The sequence below is a fragment of the Candidatus Pelagibacter sp. PS_43 genome, assembly GCF_059417795.1.
Map to the genome: position 1 here is coordinate 17,993 of NZ_CM182066.1, position 18,057 is coordinate 36,049.

General features: G+C 30.6%; 13 protein-coding genes. 11 read left to right on the plus strand and 2 right to left on the minus strand.

Going from position 1 to position 18,057, the window contains the following annotated elements:
- The first annotated feature begins 63 nt into the window (after positions 1-63).
- From aceE to AC5SLL_RS00120, 3 genes are read left to right on the plus strand one after another with little or no spacing between them, the layout of a single operon-like run.
- Positions 64-3,099, plus strand: coding sequence for a pyruvate dehydrogenase (acetyl-transferring), homodimeric type (gene aceE, locus AC5SLL_RS00110; protein WP_494586599.1), 3,036 nt, complete (start codon positions 64-66; stop codon positions 3,097-3,099).
- 1 nt (position 3,100) lies between these two features.
- Positions 3,101-4,372 carry a 2-oxo acid dehydrogenase subunit E2 gene (locus AC5SLL_RS00115; protein ID WP_494586600.1) on the plus strand — a complete coding sequence of 424 codons (1,272 nt, stop codon included), beginning with the start codon at positions 3,101-3,103 and terminating at the stop codon, positions 4,370-4,372.
- Positions 4,373-4,378: 6 nt separating this feature from the next.
- Entirely contained in the window at positions 4,379-5,266 is an 888-nt protein-coding gene (locus AC5SLL_RS00120; RefSeq protein WP_494586601.1) for a DMT family transporter, read from the plus strand.
- Here AC5SLL_RS00120 and AC5SLL_RS00125 read toward each other — a convergent pair.
- A complete protein-coding gene (locus AC5SLL_RS00125) occupies positions 5,263-6,030 on the minus strand; it encodes an undecaprenyl-diphosphate phosphatase (RefSeq protein ID WP_494586602.1) in 768 nt (255 codons plus the stop codon). The two genes, AC5SLL_RS00120 and AC5SLL_RS00125, sit on opposite strands and share 4 nt — an antisense overlap.
- Before the next feature lie 183 nt (positions 6,031-6,213).
- On the opposite strand from AC5SLL_RS00125, the gene AC5SLL_RS00130 reads away from it, so the two are divergent.
- From AC5SLL_RS00130 to AC5SLL_RS00140, 3 genes are read left to right on the plus strand one after another with little or no spacing between them, the layout of a single operon-like run.
- On the plus strand, positions 6,214-7,653 hold the full coding sequence (locus AC5SLL_RS00130) for an NAD(P)-dependent oxidoreductase (RefSeq protein ID WP_494586603.1): 1,440 nt from the start codon (positions 6,214-6,216) through the stop codon (positions 7,651-7,653).
- The gene (gltB, locus tag AC5SLL_RS00135) at positions 7,653-12,158 is read left to right on the plus strand and encodes a glutamate synthase large subunit (RefSeq protein ID WP_494586604.1); all 4,506 of its coding nucleotides are present in this window, start codon (positions 7,653-7,655) and stop codon (positions 12,156-12,158) included. Before AC5SLL_RS00130 ends, gltB begins: the two co-directional genes overlap by 1 nt.
- Before the next feature lies 1 nt (position 12,159).
- Positions 12,160-13,041 (plus strand): NAD-dependent epimerase/dehydratase family protein, encoded by an 882-nt coding sequence (locus AC5SLL_RS00140; RefSeq protein WP_494586605.1) that lies wholly within the window; start codon positions 12,160-12,162, stop codon positions 13,039-13,041.
- Here the strand turns inward: AC5SLL_RS00140 and AC5SLL_RS00145 are convergent.
- Entirely contained in the window at positions 13,006-13,761 is a 756-nt protein-coding gene (locus tag AC5SLL_RS00145) for an alpha/beta hydrolase (RefSeq protein ID WP_494586606.1), read from the minus strand. The two genes, AC5SLL_RS00140 and AC5SLL_RS00145, sit on opposite strands and share 36 nt — an antisense overlap.
- 42 nt (positions 13,762-13,803) lie before the next feature.
- On the opposite strand from AC5SLL_RS00145, the gene AC5SLL_RS00150 reads away from it, so the two are divergent.
- The 5 genes from AC5SLL_RS00150 to rplT are packed head-to-tail and all read left to right on the plus strand — an operon-like array spanning position 13,804 to position 18,039.
- The gene (locus AC5SLL_RS00150) at positions 13,804-14,958 is read left to right on the plus strand and encodes a glycosyltransferase family 4 protein (protein WP_494586607.1); all 1,155 of its coding nucleotides are present in this window, start codon (positions 13,804-13,806) and stop codon (positions 14,956-14,958) included.
- On the plus strand, positions 14,959-16,875 hold the full coding sequence (gene thrS / locus AC5SLL_RS00155) for a threonine--tRNA ligase (RefSeq protein ID WP_494586608.1): 1,917 nt from the start codon (positions 14,959-14,961) through the stop codon (positions 16,873-16,875).
- The gene (gene infC / locus AC5SLL_RS00160; RefSeq protein WP_494586609.1) at positions 16,876-17,421 is read left to right on the plus strand and encodes a translation initiation factor IF-3; all 546 of its coding nucleotides are present in this window, start codon (positions 16,876-16,878) and stop codon (positions 17,419-17,421) included.
- 53 nt (positions 17,422-17,474) lie between these two features.
- Positions 17,475-17,681, plus strand: coding sequence for a 50S ribosomal protein L35 (rpmI, locus tag AC5SLL_RS00165; protein ID WP_168606837.1), 207 nt, complete (start codon positions 17,475-17,477; stop codon positions 17,679-17,681).
- Position 17,682: 1 nt separating this feature from the next.
- Positions 17,683-18,039, plus strand: coding sequence for a 50S ribosomal protein L20 (gene rplT / locus AC5SLL_RS00170; protein WP_271516858.1), 357 nt, complete (start codon positions 17,683-17,685; stop codon positions 18,037-18,039).
- The last annotated feature ends 18 nt before the right edge of the window (positions 18,040-18,057 follow it).

Sequence of the window (18,057 nt, forward strand, 5' to 3'; positions counted from 1 at the left end):
TATTTATTTCCATAAAATAATACCAATGTTAGGTTATATTCAGTGTATAAGTCATTTTAATATATGAGTGAAAAGCTGCTTGTCCCAGATATTGGAGATTTTGAAAAAGTTGAAATTATAGAACTTTTAGTAAAAGTTGGAGATGAAATTAAAGTTAATGATCCAATAATTACTATAGAGAGTGATAAATCTAGTGTTGAAATTCCAGCAACAGTTTCTGGAAAAGTAGAATTTTTAAATGTTAAAGTTGGTGACAAAGTATCCAAGGGAGATTTAATACTTAATATTAAATCTACAAATGATGCACCAGTTGAAAAGATTATACCTAAAGACACTGAAAGTATTATTAAAGAAGCGGAGTCTACTTTAGTTGCTGAAAAAGAAAAAACGTTATCACCAGAGCCAATTAAAGAAAAAAAACAATCTTCAATTCAAGTTATTAGTGAAAATGATATCGATCCTTTAGAAACTCAAGATTGGATAGAATCTTTATCTGCCGTTGTTGAAAAAGATGGAAATCAAAGAGCTCATTTTTTAATTAAAGAATTAATCAATAAAGCATATCAAAAAGGGGCCAATATTCCTTACACTCAAAATACACCTTATATTAATACAATCCCACCTGAAGCTGAAAGTAAATCAAATGGTGATCAAAATATAGAGAGAAGAATAAGATCATTAATTAGATGGAATGCAGCTGCAATGGTTGTTAGAGCAAATAAAAAATTTCCAGAATTGGGAGGACATATAGGTACCTTCGCATCTGCAGCTACTTTATACGATGTTGGAATGAATCATTTTTGGAGAGCAAAAAATAATAAATTTGGTGGGGACTTAATATATTTTCAAGGCCACAGTGCACCTGGCATGTATGCTAGAGCATTTTTGGAAGGTAGATTGAATGAAAAGCAGCTTGATCGCTTTAGGCAAGAAGTAAAGCCAGGTGGACTTTCATCATACCCACATCCCTGGTTGATGCCAAAATTTTGGCAGTTTCCAACTGTCTCAATGGGTCTAGGACCAATGCTTGCGATTTACCAAGCAAGATATATGAAATATCTAATTAATCGGGGTTTAATTAAAGATGAAGGTAGAAAAGTTTGGGCATTTCTTGGTGATGGAGAAATGGACGAGCCCGAATCTTTAGGTGCTATAGGATTGGCAGCAAGGGAAAAACTAGACAACTTAATCTTTGTAGTAAACTGTAATCTTCAAAGATTAGATGGGCCAGTAAGAGGTAATGGAAAAATTATTCAAGAATTAGAGGGAAGTTTTAGAGGCGCTGGATGGAATGTAATAAAAGTAATCTGGGGCTCATATTGGGATTCTTTAATTGCTAACGATAAAACTGGTCACTTAGTTAAACTTATGAATGAAACTGTTGATGGTGAGTATCAAGCAATGAAAGCTCGTGATGGTGCTTATGTTAGGAAAAAATTTTTTGGAAAATTTCCTGAAACTAAAGAAATGGTTTCTAGTTTATCCGATAAAGATATTTGGAGACTTAATAGAGGAGGTCATGATCCACATAAAGTTTATGCAGCTTATGACAAAGCATCAAAAAATATAGGTAGCCCAACAGTTATAATAGCGAAAACGATTAAAGGCTATGGAATGGGTAAAACAGGGGAAAGTGTTAACACTACTCACCAAACAAAGAAACTGGATGTAGATGATTTACTATATTACAGAGATCGTTTTGATGTTCCTTTAACAGACGAACAGGTAAAAAATATTGAATACTACAAACCAGATGAGAAGTCTCTGGAGATTAAATACATCAAAGAGAGAAGACTAAGTCTTGGTGGATACCTTCCAGAAAGAACCAGTTATGCAAAACCGATTAAAGCACCTCCAAAAGATATTTTTGATTTTATGAAAGTATCAACTGGTGAAAAAGAAATGTCGACAACCATGGCAATGGTAAGAATGTTCACAAATTTATTAAGAGACAAAAATGTTTCGCCAAGATTAGTTCCTATAATTCCTGATGAAGCACGTACATTTGGAATGGAAGGTTTTTTTCAAAAAATTGGGATATATGCACATGAAGGTCAAAAATATGAACCAGAAGATTCAGCTCAATTGAGTTCTTACCGAGAAGATAAAAGTGGTCAGGTATTAGAAGAGGGAATTAATGAGGCGGGCGCAATGTCTTCATGGATTGCAGCTGCTACAGCATATACAAATCATGATATTGAAATGATACCAATCTATATTTTTTATTCGATGTTTGGTTTTCAAAGAATAGGCGATCTTGCTTGGGCTGCTGGAGATAGTCAGGCTAGAGGATTTTTAATTGGGGCAACAGCAGGAAGAACAACTTTAGCAGGTGAAGGATTACAGCATCAAGATGGTCATAGCCACTTAATAGCTTCAACAATACCGAATTGTGTAACATATGATCCAACATTTCATTATGAATTAGCAGTAATTTTTAGAGAAGGCCTAAGAAGAATGCATGAAAAAAATGAGAATGTTTTTTATTATATTACAACAATGAATGAGAATTATTCACATCCAGAAATGCCAAAAGATAAAAATTGTGAAGAGGGAATTCTTAAAGGAATGTATAAAATTAAAGAATTTACAAAATATAAAAAAACAAAAATACAACTTTTAGGTTCTGGTACAATTTTAAGAGAGATGATGATTGCTGCTGAAATTCTCCAAAATGAATACCAAATAGATAGTGAAATTTGGAGCGTTACTAGCTTTAATGAACTTAGAAAAGATGGAATGGAAGTTGAAAGATATAATCTTTTAAATCCTGATAAAGAACAAAAAGTTTCATTTGTTGAAAAATGTCTAGGTAAAAGTGAGGGTCCTATTTTATCTGCATCAGACTATATGCGAATGAATTCAGATCAAATTAGACCTTACACAAATAAAAGCTTTTACTCATTAGGAACTGATGGATATGGCAGAAGTGATACTAGAAAAAATTTAAGAAAATTTTTTGAAGTAGATAAAGAACATATAGTTGCTTATGGGTTAAGTGTCTTAGCAAAAGAACAGTTAATTGCTTCAAAATATGCAAAAGAAGCTATAAAAAAATATAATATTGATGGCAATAAGCCGATGCCAACAAAACTGTAAGATGACTGATAAAGAAATTAAAGTACCAAATATTGGTGAATTTAAAAATGTTGAGGTTATAGAGGTATTAGTTTCAAACGGTCAGTCATTATCTAAAAATGACCCATTAATTACAATTGAAAGTGATAAATCTAGCGTTGAAATACCATCTTCTGTTGATGGTAAAATTAAGTCAGTTAAAATTAAAGTAGGAGACAAAGTTTCAGAAGGTGATTTAATTTTAACTTTAGAAGAATCTAAAGAAGAAAAAAAAGTTGTAGAAAAGGAAGTTGTAAACAAAGAAGAACCTACTGTTAATCAAAAAGATGAAAAAAAAGTTGAACAAATAAATCCAGCACATAATTTAATTAAGAATAATATTGGAGAACTTTCCTCTGCAAGTCCGAAGGTTCGTAAATTTGCTAGAGAACTTGGTGTTAATATTAATGAAATAGTAGGTAGTGAGAGGCAAGGACGAGTTATAGAGAATGATGTTAAAAATTTTATAGCAACTAAAGTTAATAGTGATCAGCTAAAAATTGAAACCCAGCCTAAAAAAATTGTAAGCGAGTTTTCTCATACTGATTTTGGTGAAGTTGAAATTAAAGATATACCAAGAGTAAAAAAACTAGCTTCTACTTATTTAGTAAATTCTTGGACAACGATACCACATGTAACCAATCATGATGAAGTAGATATAACTGAGATGGAAGATTTTAGAGCTTCGCTTACAGATATGTATACTGGTGAAAGAAAAAAAATTACTCCATTAGCATTTATTGTAAAAGCTTTAGTGGCATCATTAAAGAAATTTCCTAGTTTTAACTCTTCAATTGATGATATTGAGAATGGAAAAATAACGATGAAAAAATACTTTCACGTTGGCATTGCAGTAGACACCATTCATGGCTTAATGGTTCCAAAGATTAGAAATGCAGATAATAAAAATATTTCTTTAATAAGTAACGAATTAAAAACAGTTAGTGAACAATGTAAAAATTTAAGAATAGATAAAAAAGAATTCTTTGGTGGTTCTATGACCATTACCAGCTTAGGAGGTATTGGAGGTTCATTTTTTACTCCAATAATCAATTTTCCTGAAGTTGCAATATTAGGTGTGGGTAAAGCACAAAAAAAACAAATTTTTATTGATGGTAAGTTTAAAACAAGAACAATGCTTCCTATTTCTTTGTCGTATGATCATAGAATAATTGATGGAGCAGAAGCAGCCAGGTTTAATAATGACCTTAAAGAAAATCTGGGTAAAAATTTTGCTTATAAGTTAGCCGTATAAACCTTCATGTCAAAAACAGCCTCATTATTTAGTGCATTACTTTGCACATTGATATGGGGAACAACTTTTATTGCCCAAGATACAGGAATGGACGATATTGGTCCTTTTACATTTAATGCAGTAAGATTTTTTGTTGGATTTTTAGCAGTAACACCTTTAGCCTTTATTTTTGAAAGAAAAAATATTTCAAAATCTCTAAAAAAAGATAAAAAACAATTTATCAATTTAGCAGTATTAATAGGATTTTCATTATTTTTAGGTTCAGCTCTTCAACAAGTGGCATTGATGTATACTGACGTAGCAAATGCTGCTTTTTTTACGATTTTTTATGTACCATTGGTCCCAGTTATAGTTTTTTTGATATACAAAAAACCAATTCATTGGAGCATATGGCCCTCAGTCATTCTTTGTGTAATAGGAGGATATTTATTAACTAATTTTTATAGTGCGACAGTCAGAATTGGTGACACATTAGTAATATTGGGTGCTTTTTTCTGGAGTACTCACATTATATTTACTGGAAAGATTATAGAAAATTATAATTTACCTTTAACGATTGGGGCAATACAAACTTTAATTGTTGCGTTTTTATCTTTAATTATAGGATTATATTTTGAAGATTTTATTTGGTCAAATATTTTAAAAGAAAAATTTCAAATTTTATATGCAGGTATTTTATCAGGTGGACTTGCATTTGTTTTGCAGATTTATGCACAAAAAAATATTTCTCCTGCACCATCTGCTATAATCTTTTCTCTTGAAGGTGTTTTTGCAACAATAGCTGCATGGATCTTATTAGATCAAATTTTAGATATCAATAATCTTTTTGGATGTTTATTCATTTTATTTGGAGTTTTATTTTCACAACTAGCCCCAATAGTTAAAAAGAATTAATTATAAATTATTAAAAGTAAAATTATTCCAACTATAACTCTATAAATTATAAAAATATTTAAAGAAAATTTACTAATGTACTTTAAAAAAAACTTTACTGTAAAATAAGAAAATAGAAAAGACAATGTTATTGCTATAAAGACTAGATAATTAATTTCAAAGCTTTGTCCAATGATATCTTTTAAATTTAAAACACTTGCTCCAGCCAATGCGGGTATGGCTAGTAAAAAAGAAATTTTACTAGAATCAAACCTATTAAATCTTAAGAACCTTGAAGCTGTCATTGTAATTCCTGCTCTGCTCACTCCTGGAATTAATGCTAAAATTTGAAAACAACCAATATATAAAACTATTTTTAAATTAAGATTAGAAGAAATTTTTTTATCAAATTTACATTTATCAGCAAAATATAAAATAATTCCAAATATTAAAGTAGTCCAGGCAATTATTTTAATATCCCGTAAAAAATAAATTAGACCTGTTTTATACAAAACATAACCAACTATTATTAGTGGCATAGAGCCAAAAAATATTAATAATAATAATTTTTGATTATGTTTAATGTTAAATAATTCTTCTCTAAAAAAAAAGATAATTGCCATTAGGGAGCCAAGATGTAAACTTACATCTATTAGCAGAGAGCTCGATTTAAAATCATATAAAGTAGAAACAACAATTAAGTGTGCAGAAGAACTAATTGGCAAAAACTCTGATACACCTTGAATTAAAGATAAAATTATAATTTCAATTAAATTTGTGAGCATTAAAAGCTTCGTAGCTTAAAAAATCTTTAAATAAAACAATTCGATTTAAACATATTAGATATGCAAAAAGTATAATAAGCCTAGTAATCAAGGTATAATAAAAATTATAAGTCAGTATATATGACCTTATTTGTCTTTTTTAAAAGAAAATCCTAATATAATATACATTTTGGAATAAAAAATATGTCAGATAAAATGCTAAAATTTGTAGATATAGGTCAACAAACACCACCTAAAAGAGAAGTTGATAATAGAAAAAAAGATTTTAATGAAATTTATAAAGAATTTATAAATGAAAGAGCTAGTGAACAATCAAGCAGGTGTTCTCAATGTGGAGTTCCATTTTGCCAAGTACATTGTCCATTAAGCAATAATATTCCAGATTGGTTAAAACTGACCGCAGAAGGAAGATTAAAAGAAGCATATGAACTATCACAAAGTACAAATAATATGCCAGAAGTTTGTGGAAGAATTTGCCCACAAGACAGACTATGTGAAGGAAACTGTGTAATTGAGCAATCAGGTCATGGCACTGTAACTATTGGATCAATTGAAAAATATATAACAGATAATGCATGGGAGCAAGGATGGGTACATCCGATAAAGGTTAATAATGAAAAAAATCAAAGTGTCGGAATTATAGGAGCAGGACCAGCTGGTTTAGCAGCGGCAGAGCAACTTCGTAAACTAGGCTATAAGATTACTGTATATGACAGATATGATAGGGCAGGTGGATTATTGATTTATGGTATACCAAATTTTAAATTAGAAAAATTCGTAGTGGAAAGACGAACTAAATTATTAGAAGAAGGTGGAATTAATTTTATCCAAAATTTTGAAGTTGGTAAAGATGCAAGTTTAGATCAACTAAGAAAAAAACACGATGCATTATTAATTGCTACTGGTGTTTATAAAGCTCGTGAGATTGAATTACCAGGAAATGATTTAGGAAATATTTTTCCTGCAATGGAATTTTTAACAGCTTCAAATAAAAAAGGATTAGGTGATAAGGTAGAATTATTTGATAATGGAACTTTAAATGCTGAAGGAAAAGATGTTGTTGTAATTGGTGGAGGCGATACAGCAATGGATTGTGTAAGAACTTCAATTAGACAAAAAGCTAAATCAGTAAAATGTTTGTATAGAAGAGACAAAGAAAACATGCCTGGATCAGCTAGAGAAGTAGCTAATGCAGAGGAGGAAGGTGTTGAATTTGTTTGGCTATCAAGTCCAAAAGAATTTTTAGGTACAAATAAAGTTGAAGAATTAGTTGTAAATAAAATTAAACTTGGTGAAGCAGATGAAAGTGGAAGAAGAAAGCCAGAAATACAAAAAGATTCAAATTTTAATATTAAAGCAGATATTGTTATTAAGGCACTGGGGTTTGATCCAGAGGACTTACCCAAACTTTTTGGTTCAGATGATTTGCAAGTTACTAAATGGGGAACATTAAAAACTGATTTTGATACAATGGAAACTAGTTTGCTAGGTGTTTTTGCTGCTGGAGATATAGTAAGAGGAGCCTCTCTTGTTGTATGGGCAATCAAGGATGGAAGAGATGCTGCAGCATCCATAAAAAAATTTCTTGAAAGCAAAGAAATCAAAAAAGAAATGGTTGCTTAATGAAAAATTATAAAAAAAACCTTAAAATACTTGAAGAAGGACATGTTTATTCAAAAGAGATGGAGCATGATGCTTGTGGAGTAGGTTTAATTGCTTCCACAGAAGGAAAAAAATCAAGAAAAGTAGTTGAATATGGAATTAATGCTTTAAAAGCTGTTTGGCATAGAGGTGCAGTCGATGCCGATGGCAAGACAGGAGATGGAGCTGGGATACATATAGAAATTCCGTCTGATTTTTTTGCTGAAAAAATTGAAATTACAGGCCACGATCATGATGGATCTGAAATTTGTGTTGGAATGATATTTTTACCAAGAAATAATTATGAAGCTCAAGAAAATGCAAGAACAGTCGTTGAAAGCGAATTAACAAAAAGTAACTTTAGTATCTACGGATGGAGACAAGTACCTGTAAATCCAAAAGTTCTAGGAGAAAAAGCAAATCTTACTAGGCCAGAAATCACGCAGGTTTTATTTAAACATAATGATAAAAATTTAACTGAAAAAGAATTAGAGAGAAAAATTTACGAAACTAGAAGAAAAATTGAAAAGGAAGCAATTAAAAATGCAATTAAAGATTTTTACATTTGCTCGTTAAGCTCAAAATCAATTATCTATAAAGGAATGTTTTTAGCAGAATCAATTGCAGATTTTTATGAAGATTTAAAAGATGAAAGATTTATTTCTAGATTTGCAATATTTCATCAAAGATTTTCTACAAACACAGCACCAAGTTGGGATCTGGCTCAACCTTTTAGATCAATAGCTCATAATGGTGAGATTAATACACTTAAAGGAAACTTCAATTGGATGAAAGTCCATGAGCAAGAAATGGATAGCCCATTATTTGATGATATAGAAAACTTAAAGCCTGTTATTCCACCAGGGTCATCAGACTCAGCCTCTCTTGATAGTGTATTTGAATTATTAAATATTTCAGGTCAATCAGCGCCGCTTGCAAAATTAATGTTAATTCCTGATGCTTGGTCTAAAAAAAGCAAAACACTTCCAAAGGATCATTTACAATTATTTAACTTCTTAAATAGTACAATGGAGCCATGGGATGGACCTGCAGCAATTGCAGCAACAGACAATGAATGGGCCATAGTAGCTACCGATAGAAATGGTTTACGGCCAATGAGATACACCATTACTAAAGATAGAATATTGTGTGCCGGGTCTGAAACAGGAATGGTTGAGATCGATGAGAAAAAAATAGTTAAAAAGGGTAGATTAGGACCTGGTGAAATAATTGGTGTTAGAATTGCTAAAGGTAAAGTATTTACCAATATAGAAATTAAAGATTATTTAGCTAAAGAATTTAAACATTTTAATAATCAAATTATTGATTTAGATAAAAAATTTCCAATTAAGAATGAAAAATCTATCTTTTCAGGAGACGAACTTAGAAAAAGACAGCATGCTTTTGGATATAGTTTAGAGGATTTAGAGCTTATTCTACACCCCATGGCCGAAGATGGCAAAGAGGCCATTGGTTCAATGGGTGATGATACACCTTTAGCGGTATTGTCTGATAGGTATAGACCTCTTTATCATTTTTTTAGACAAAATTTTAGTCAAGTAACAAATCCACCAATTGACTCTCTTAGAGAAAATAAAGTTATGAGTTTAAAAACTCGTTTTGGTAATCTTGGAAATATATTGGATTTTACTAACTTAATTAAAGAAAATATATATGTTTTAGACAGTCCTATTTTATCTAATTCACAATTAGATAAGTTTATAAATTTTTTTGGTCAAAATTCTAAAACCATCGACTGTACTTTTTCAAAAGATGAAAATCTAGATAGTGCCATTGAAAGAATTCAAAGGGAGTCCGAAATATCTGCTAGGCAGGGCCTAACTCAACTGGTGCTAAGTGATAAAAATATTTCAAGTGAAAGGTTGCCAATTCCAATGCTTTTAAGCGTTGGAGCAGTTAATACACATCTTATTAAAAAAAAATTAAGAGGCTATGTGTCTATTAATGCTCAAACAGGAGAGGCTCTAGATACACATTCATTTGCAACTCTTATAGGAGTAGGAGCTACCACAGTTAACCCATATCTAGCATTAGATAGTCTATACCAAAGATTTGAAAAAAAATTATTTGGTAAATATGGATATGATGAATGCATAGAAAGATATGTGCAATCAGTAAATTATGGACTCTTGAAGATTATGTCAAAGATGGGAATTTCAGTTATCAGTTCTTATCGAGGGGGATGTAATTTTGAGACAGTTGGTTTAAGTAGGACAGTGGCATCAGCATATTTTCCTGGTGTTCTATCAAAAATTTCAGGCATAGGTTTAATTGGAATAGAAAAAAAATTAAGAACAATTCATAAAGAAGCTTTTGAAAGCACAGATTCTGTATTGCCTATTGGCGGCATATACAGATATAGAAAAAATGGTGAAGTGCATCAATATCAAGGAAAGCTAATACATTTATTACAAAGTGCTGTCTCATCTAATTCATATGAGGCATATAAAAAATATGCAGAAGGAATTTATAACCTACCACCTATTCATCTTAGAGATTTAATTGGTTTTAAAACTAAAAATTTAAAATCACCTATTCAAGTCTCAGAAGTTGAGCCAATTGAAAATATATTAACTAGATTTGGAAGTGGGAGCATGTCTCACGGAGCATTATCAAAAGAGGCTCATGAAACTTTAGCTATAGGAATGAATAGAATTAAAGGCGCATCTTGTAGTGGAGAAGGCGGAGAAGATGAAAAAAGATTTGTAAAAATGCAAAATGGAGATAGTGCAAATTCAAGAGTAAAACAAATTGCATCAGCTAGATTTGGAGTAACTTTAAAATATTTAAATAACTGTAATGAAATAGAAATTAAAATTGCACAAGGAGCAAAGCCTGGAGAGGGAGGACAATTACCTGGATTTAAAGTTACAAAAGAAATATCTAAGTTAAGACATTCAACACCTGGAGTTACATTAATATCACCCCCCCCTCATCATGATATTTATTCAATAGAGGATTTAGCACAGCTAATTTATGATTTAAAGCAAGCAAATCCCAAAGCAAGAGTTGGAGTAAAATTAGTAGCATCTTCAGGAATTGGAACAATAGCAGCCGGTGTTGCAAAAGCTAAGGCCGATATAATTTTAATCTCAGGACACAATGGTGGCACAGGTGCAACGCCTCAAACAAGTGTTAAATATGTAGGCATACCTTGGGAAATGGGATTGACAGAAGCCAATCAGGTTTTAACTTTAAATAATTTGAGACATAAAGTTACATTAAGAACAGATGGGGGAATTAAAACCGGAAGAGATGTGGTTATTGCAGCCATGATGGGAGCAGAAGAGTATGGAGTAGCAACTACAGCACTTGTGGCAATGGGATGTATAATGGTTAGACAATGTCATTCAAATACATGCCCAGTCGGAGTTTGTACTCAGGATGAAAAACTAAGAGAAAAATTTACAGGCACTCCTGATAAAGTAGTGAATTTATTTAGATTTATTGGTGAAGAAGTAAGAGAAATTTTAGCAGAATTAGGGTTTAAATCTTTAAATGAGGTAATTGGCAGAACTGACTTATTGCGTCAGATCAGTAAAGCATCACCCAATCTTGATGATTTAGATTTAAATCCACTTTTTGTTCAAACAGATGCTGGAGATAATACAAGATATTGCACAACACCAGAAATAAATGAAGTTCCAGATACTTTGGATCAAGAGATTTTACCTGAAATAAAAGATAAGATAGGAAAAATAAAAGTTTTAGAAAAAGAATTTATTATTAAAAATATACACAGAACTGTTGGAACTAGAATTTCCAATCACTTATACGAAAAATATGGATCAGAAGCTTTAGAGGAAAATTTTTTAACTTTAAATTTTAAGGGAACAGCAGGACAATCTTTTGGAGCCTTCGGTATAAAAGGACTGAAACTCATTTTAAAAGGAGATGCAAATGATTATGTTGGTAAAGGACTTTCAGGAGCAACAATAGTTGTTAAACTTCCAGATGAAAGTAATCTTGTTTCATATGAAAATACAATAATTGGAAATACGGTTTTATATGGAGCAACTTCAGGTAAGCTTTTTGCAGCTGGTCAAGCAGGAGAGAGGTATGCTGTTAGAAATTCAGGCTCAGTATCAGTTATTGAGGGTTGCGATTCTAATGCATGTGAATATATGACAGGGGGAACAGTAGTTGTTTTGGGTGATGTTGGAGACAACTTCGGGGCAGGTATGACGGGAGGTATGGCTTTCGTTTATAATATTAATAATGAATTTGATAAAAAAGCTAATCCAGAAAGTATAATTTGGCAAACGCCAGAAACAGAATACTGGATTAATTATTTAAAAGGATTAGTCAAAGAGCATCATATTGAGACAAATTCAAATTTATCTAAAAAGATAATTGAAAATTTTGATCAAGAAATTTCTAACTTTATTCAAATTTGTCCAAAAGAAATGATTGATAAACTTGAAAACCCTTTAAGCATAAAACCCATTATAAAAGAAGTAAGTTAAAGTGAAGGAAATAAATATTTTTTGTTTTGGTTTTGGCCAAGTAGCAAAAAATTTTATTAAAAAATTAAGTACAGAGAACTATAAACTTAATTTATCAGTAACTTCTAGGTCAGAATCATCAAAAAAAACCTCTAATGGTATTGAATATAATAATTATCTTTTTGATGATAAAAAATTTGATAGAGATTTATTAATTAAATTAAATCAAGCAACTCATATCTTAATTTCTATACCTCCAATTAATAAAGAAGATATTGTTTTAAAAAATTTTTCCGAATTCATTAAAAGTTCAAAAGTAAAATGGATAACTTATTTATCTTCAACTAGTGTTTATGGTGATCATAAAGGAGAATGGGTAAATGAAAGTAGTGAAACAAACCCATTTACAGATAAGGGTTTGGCAAGACTTAAATCAGAAAATTCTTGGATCTCATTTGCTAAAAATAATGAATTGCCGATTCAAATCTTTAGGTTGTCAGGAATTTATTCTAATGAAAAAAATACTCTTTCACGCTTAAAATCAAGTGAAGTAAATATAATTAATAAAACAGATCACTACTTTTCAAGAATTCATGTAGTGGATATTGCAAACTTTTTATTTGCTTCAATTTTTAAATTTAAATCAGGAGAAATATATAATCTAGCAGATGATAAACCCTCATCCTCTGAGGAAATTATATTATATGCAGCAAAATTATTAGGAATTAAAAATGTTAAAAAAATTGAAGTAGATGAAATAAAAAGTGAAATGTTAAAAAATTTTTACAAAGAGTCAAAAAAAGTGAGTAATGAAAAAATTAAAGATTATTTTAATTACAAATTAAAGTTTCCAAGTTACGTAGAGGGCTTAAGCTATATTAGAGACAATTTTATTAAGTTCTAAAATTATTTTTTTCAGCCCCTTTTTTGTTGAAAGGCTGTGATCACCATCTTTAATTATTGCTAATTTCTTTTTTGCATTAGTAAATATCTTTAAAACTTTTTTTGAATATATTTTTGGAACAACCTCATCTTTACTTCCGTGGATCATCACAACGTCTATAAAAGATTTTATTTTTTTGTTTAAAATTCTATTTTTTCTTCCATCTTTTATTAACTGATAAGTAATTGGATATTCATAAGTGCCATGTTTTAAATGATAAATTCCATTTTTAATTGTTTCTTTTTTCATTGGTTTGGAGAACTTTTTCCACATTAGGTTTTGTAAAAATTCTGGAGCTGAACCAATGCCTAAAAAACCTTTAATTTGATTTCCAAAAAATTTAAATTGGTTAAGTGAAAGCCATGCACCCATACTTGAACCTACTAAGATAAATGGATTTTTACCTACTATTTTTTTTATAGTTATTTTTACTTCTCTAGTCCACTTGCTGATATTGCCATCTGTAAATTTACCAGTTGATTTTCCATGACCTGAGTATTCAAGTGCAAGAAAACCCAGTTTGTTGTTTTTGGTATATTTAAAAATAGCATTTGGTTTTTCACCCTCAATATTTGACATAAAACCGTGTAGAAAAACAACGTATAAGTTTTTCCTATAATTATTGGTAAGATATCTTATTTGTTTGTTATTTGAAATTTTGAGATATTTAAATTTATTCATATCAGTTTATTAGAGTTCATTCTTAATATATAGTTCTATCAAATGTCTTCAAAATTAAAAGTTTTGCAAGTAATTCCAAAGCTTGGATATGGTGGGGCAGAAACAGGTTGTTATGATCTTGCACATTATCTACCAGAAAATAATTGCTCGTCTTATATAGTTACTAGTGGAGGGGAGTTATTAAAATTCATAGATAAAAAAAAAGTTAAATTAATTAAACTTCCTGTACATAGTAAGAATCCATTATTAATAATTTTTAATTCTATAGCTTTAATCTTTATTATTTTGTTAAATAATATTTCGATAGTGCACGCAAGAAGCCGTGCACCAGCGTGGTCATGCTTAATTGCAACCAAAATAACTAGAAGAAAATTTGTTACCACATTTCATGGAACATATAATTTTAATAATTCAATTAAAAAATTTTACAATTCAGTAATGGTTAGATCAGATTTAATTATAGCAGGTTCCAATTTTATTTTTTCACACATCAGTCATAATTATAAAAAGTATCTTAATGTAAAAAAAAAATTTTTAGTAATATTTAGAGGAATTAATGTAGATTACTTTGATCCTTCTACAACTTTAGAAGACCAGGAAAACAAACTTATTTCTCAATGGGAATTAACTAGAGGTAAAAAAATAATATTAATGCCTGGTCGTTTAACCTCATGGAAGGGACAGGAGATTTTTATTGAAGCATTAAACTTTGCTAACAAAAAATTAGGCTTTCAATCATTTTATGCCGTCATTCTTGGAAGTGACCAGGGAAGAGATATTTATACAAAAAAAATAAAAAGATTAGCAGAGCAACATAGACTAACAGGCCAATTAAAATTTATAGAACATTGTAAAAATATGCCACTTGCATATAAAATATCTAGTTTAGTTGTTTCAGCTTCTATAGAGCCAGAGGCCTTTGGTAGGGTTGCAGTTGAGGCTCAATCAATGGAAAAGCCAATAATAGCGAGCGACATAGGTGGATCTAATGAAACAATCATTGATAAAAAAACAGGTTTTTTATTTAAATCTAGTGATCCAGAATCTTTATCTGAAAAAATAGTAGAAGTTTTACAATTAGATGAATCTAGATTGAAATCTATTGGTATTGAAGGTAGAAAAAATATAATTAAGAAATTTAATGTTGAAAAAATGTGTTTTTCTACATATTCAGAATACAAAAAATTATTAAATTAAATGCCATTAATTACATTACCAGACGGAAACACTTTAGATTTTCCAAATAAAGTAACAGGTCTTGAGGTTGCAGAAAAGATTAGCAAGTCTTTATCTAAGCAAGCAAGCATAATTAGTGTAAATGATGAGCTTAAAGATTTAAGTCACGTTATAGATAAAGATTGTACAATTAAAATTTTTACCTCCAAAGATAAAGAAGGCCTAGAAACCATTAGGCATGATACAGCTCATATAACAGCAATGGCAGTTCAGGAACTTTTTCCAGGAACACAAGTGACCATAGGACCAATTATTGAAAATGGTTTTTATTATGATTTTTCAAGAAAAGAACCTTTTACAGAAGAAGATTTAAAAAAAATTGAAAATAAAATGAAAGAGATTGTTGATAGAGACGTTCCAACAACAAGAGAAGTTTGGAAAAGAGATAAAGCAATATCTCACTTTAAAGAGATTGGAGAGGTGTATAAAGCTGAAATTATTGAAAGTATTCCCAAGGGAGAAGATGTTTCTATATATTTTCATGGTGATTGGCATGATTTATGTAGGGGTCCACATTTACCTTCAACAGGAAAAATTGGAAAATATTTTAAATTAACTAAAGTATCAGGAGCTTATTGGAGAGGAGACTCCAATAATGAAATGTTACAAAGGATTTATGGAACAAGTTGGGCTTCACAAAAAGATTTAGATGAATATTTAAAAAGAATAGAAGAAGCAGAAAAAAGAGATCACCGAAAGTTAGGAAAGGAAATGGACTTATTTCATTTTAGAGAAGAGAGTCCAGGAGCAGTTTTTTGGCATGAAAAAGGTTGGAAATTATTTCAAAAGTTAGTCGCTTATATGAGGGGGAGACAAGAGAAAGCTGGCTACAAGGAAGTAAATACTCCAGAAGTTTTAGACAGAGCTCTTTGGGAAAAATCTGGTCATTGGGAAAAGTATGGTGAGCACATGTATACATCTGAGACACCAGATGAAAAAGTATTTGCTATTAAACCAATGAATTGCCCAGGCCATGTACAGGTTTTTAATCAAGGTTTAAAAAGCTATAGAGATCTTCCATTAAGGATTTCAGAATTTGGAAAGGTGCATAGATATGAACCTTCAGGAGCTTTACATGGTCTATTAAGAGTTAGAGCTTTTACTCAGGATGATGCACATATATTTTGTACTGAGGATCAAATTACTGAAGAATGTCTGATAGTTACTAATTTAATTTTAGATATTTACAAAGATCTCGGATTTAAAAATGTAATATTAAAATATTCAGATAGGCCCGATTTAAGAGTTGGTGATGATAATGTTTGGGATAAAGCAGAGAAGGCTTTATTAGATGCTGTTAAAGCATCAAAACTTGAATATACAATTAACAAAGGTGAAGGAGCATTTTATGGTCCAAAAATTGAATTTGTTCTAAGAGATGCAATTGGTAGAGATTGGCAATGTGGAACATTGCAGGTTGATCTTAATTTACCTGGAAGATTAGATGCCTCCTTTGTTGATAAAGACGGAACAAAAAAAATACCTGTAATGTTACATAGAGCTTTGTTTGGTTCTTTAGAAAGATTTATAGGAATTCTAATAGAAAATTATGCTGGAAAATTTCCTTTTTGGATAGCTCCTTTACAAGTTGTTGTAATTCCAATCTCAGAGGAGTTTGATAACTATGCAAAAGAAGTAAATGAAAAAATTAGAGAAGCTGGCATGAGCTCTGAAGTTGATTTAAAAAATCATAATTTAAATTATAAAATTAGAGATCATTCTTTATCAAAAATACCACTTTTATTGATTTGTGGTAAAAAAGAAGTTGACAGTAACTCAGTAACGATTAGAAGATTGGATACTAATAAACAAGAAAATATGGAATTAAACTTATTTTTAAAAACTTTCTCAGCTTTAAACAAAGCATCTTCAAACTAAGTGGCTGATTTTAAACAAAATTATTTTCAAAGAAGAACTAAAGATAAAGGTCCCAAGTCTAATAATAGAATTACGGCTCCAGAAGTACAAGTAATTGGAAGTGACGGAGAAAATATTGGAATAATAAATACTAACGAAGCCATTTCAATGGCTAAAGAACAAGGCTTAGATTTAATCGAGATAGCTCCAAATGCTAAACCACCTGTATGTAAAATTATCGACATGGGTAAATTTAAGTATGATGCTCAAAAAAAAGCTAACGTTGCTAAGAAAAAACAAAAAATTGTTTTGTTGAAAGAGATCAAAATGAGACCTGTTACAGAAACTCATGATTACGATTTTAAAGTTAAAAATGCCAAAAAATTTATTGGAAAAGGCGATAAAGTAAAATTTACAATAAGATTTAAAGGTAGAGAGCTGCAGCACTCACATCTTGGTAGGGAATTAATGGACAAGATAAAAGCTGATATGCAAGATATTGGCAAAGTAGAGCTACACCCAAAATTTGATGGTAAGCAAATGATTATGGTTATTCAGCCTTTATAGGCCTTAATAGAGGTTGTAAATCTATTACAATATTTGTATAAGACCGCAGAATTATGCCGAAATTGAAAACAAAAAGTTCAGCAAAAAAAAGATTTAAAATCTCAGCTACAGGTAAAGTTATGATGGCCCAGGCTGGAAAAAGACATGGTATGATTAAAAGAACAAATTCACAAATTAGAAAATTAAGAGGCACAACTACTATGTCAAAACAGGATGGCAAAATAGTTAAATCATATATGCCTTACAGTTTAAGAGGATAATATGGCAAGAGTTAAAAGAGGTGTCACAAGTCACGCGAAACATAAAAAAGTTTTAAAAGCTGTAAAAGGTCAGTGGGGCAGAAGAAAAAGTACAATAAGAGTTGCAAAGCAAGCTATGGAAAAAGCTATGCAGTATGCCTACAGAGACCGAAGAACAAAAAAGAGAGAATTTAAATCATTGTGGATTCAAAGAATTAACGCAGGTGTTAGATCTGAAGGTTTGACATACTCAAAATTTATTAATGGTTTAACAAAATGTGGTATTAAGCTAGATAGAAAAATATTAGCTGAAATAGCATACGATAGTCCAGAAGCCTTTAAAACTATTGTTCAAAAGGCTCAATCAGCACTAAATTAATCTTCACTATTGTTTTTC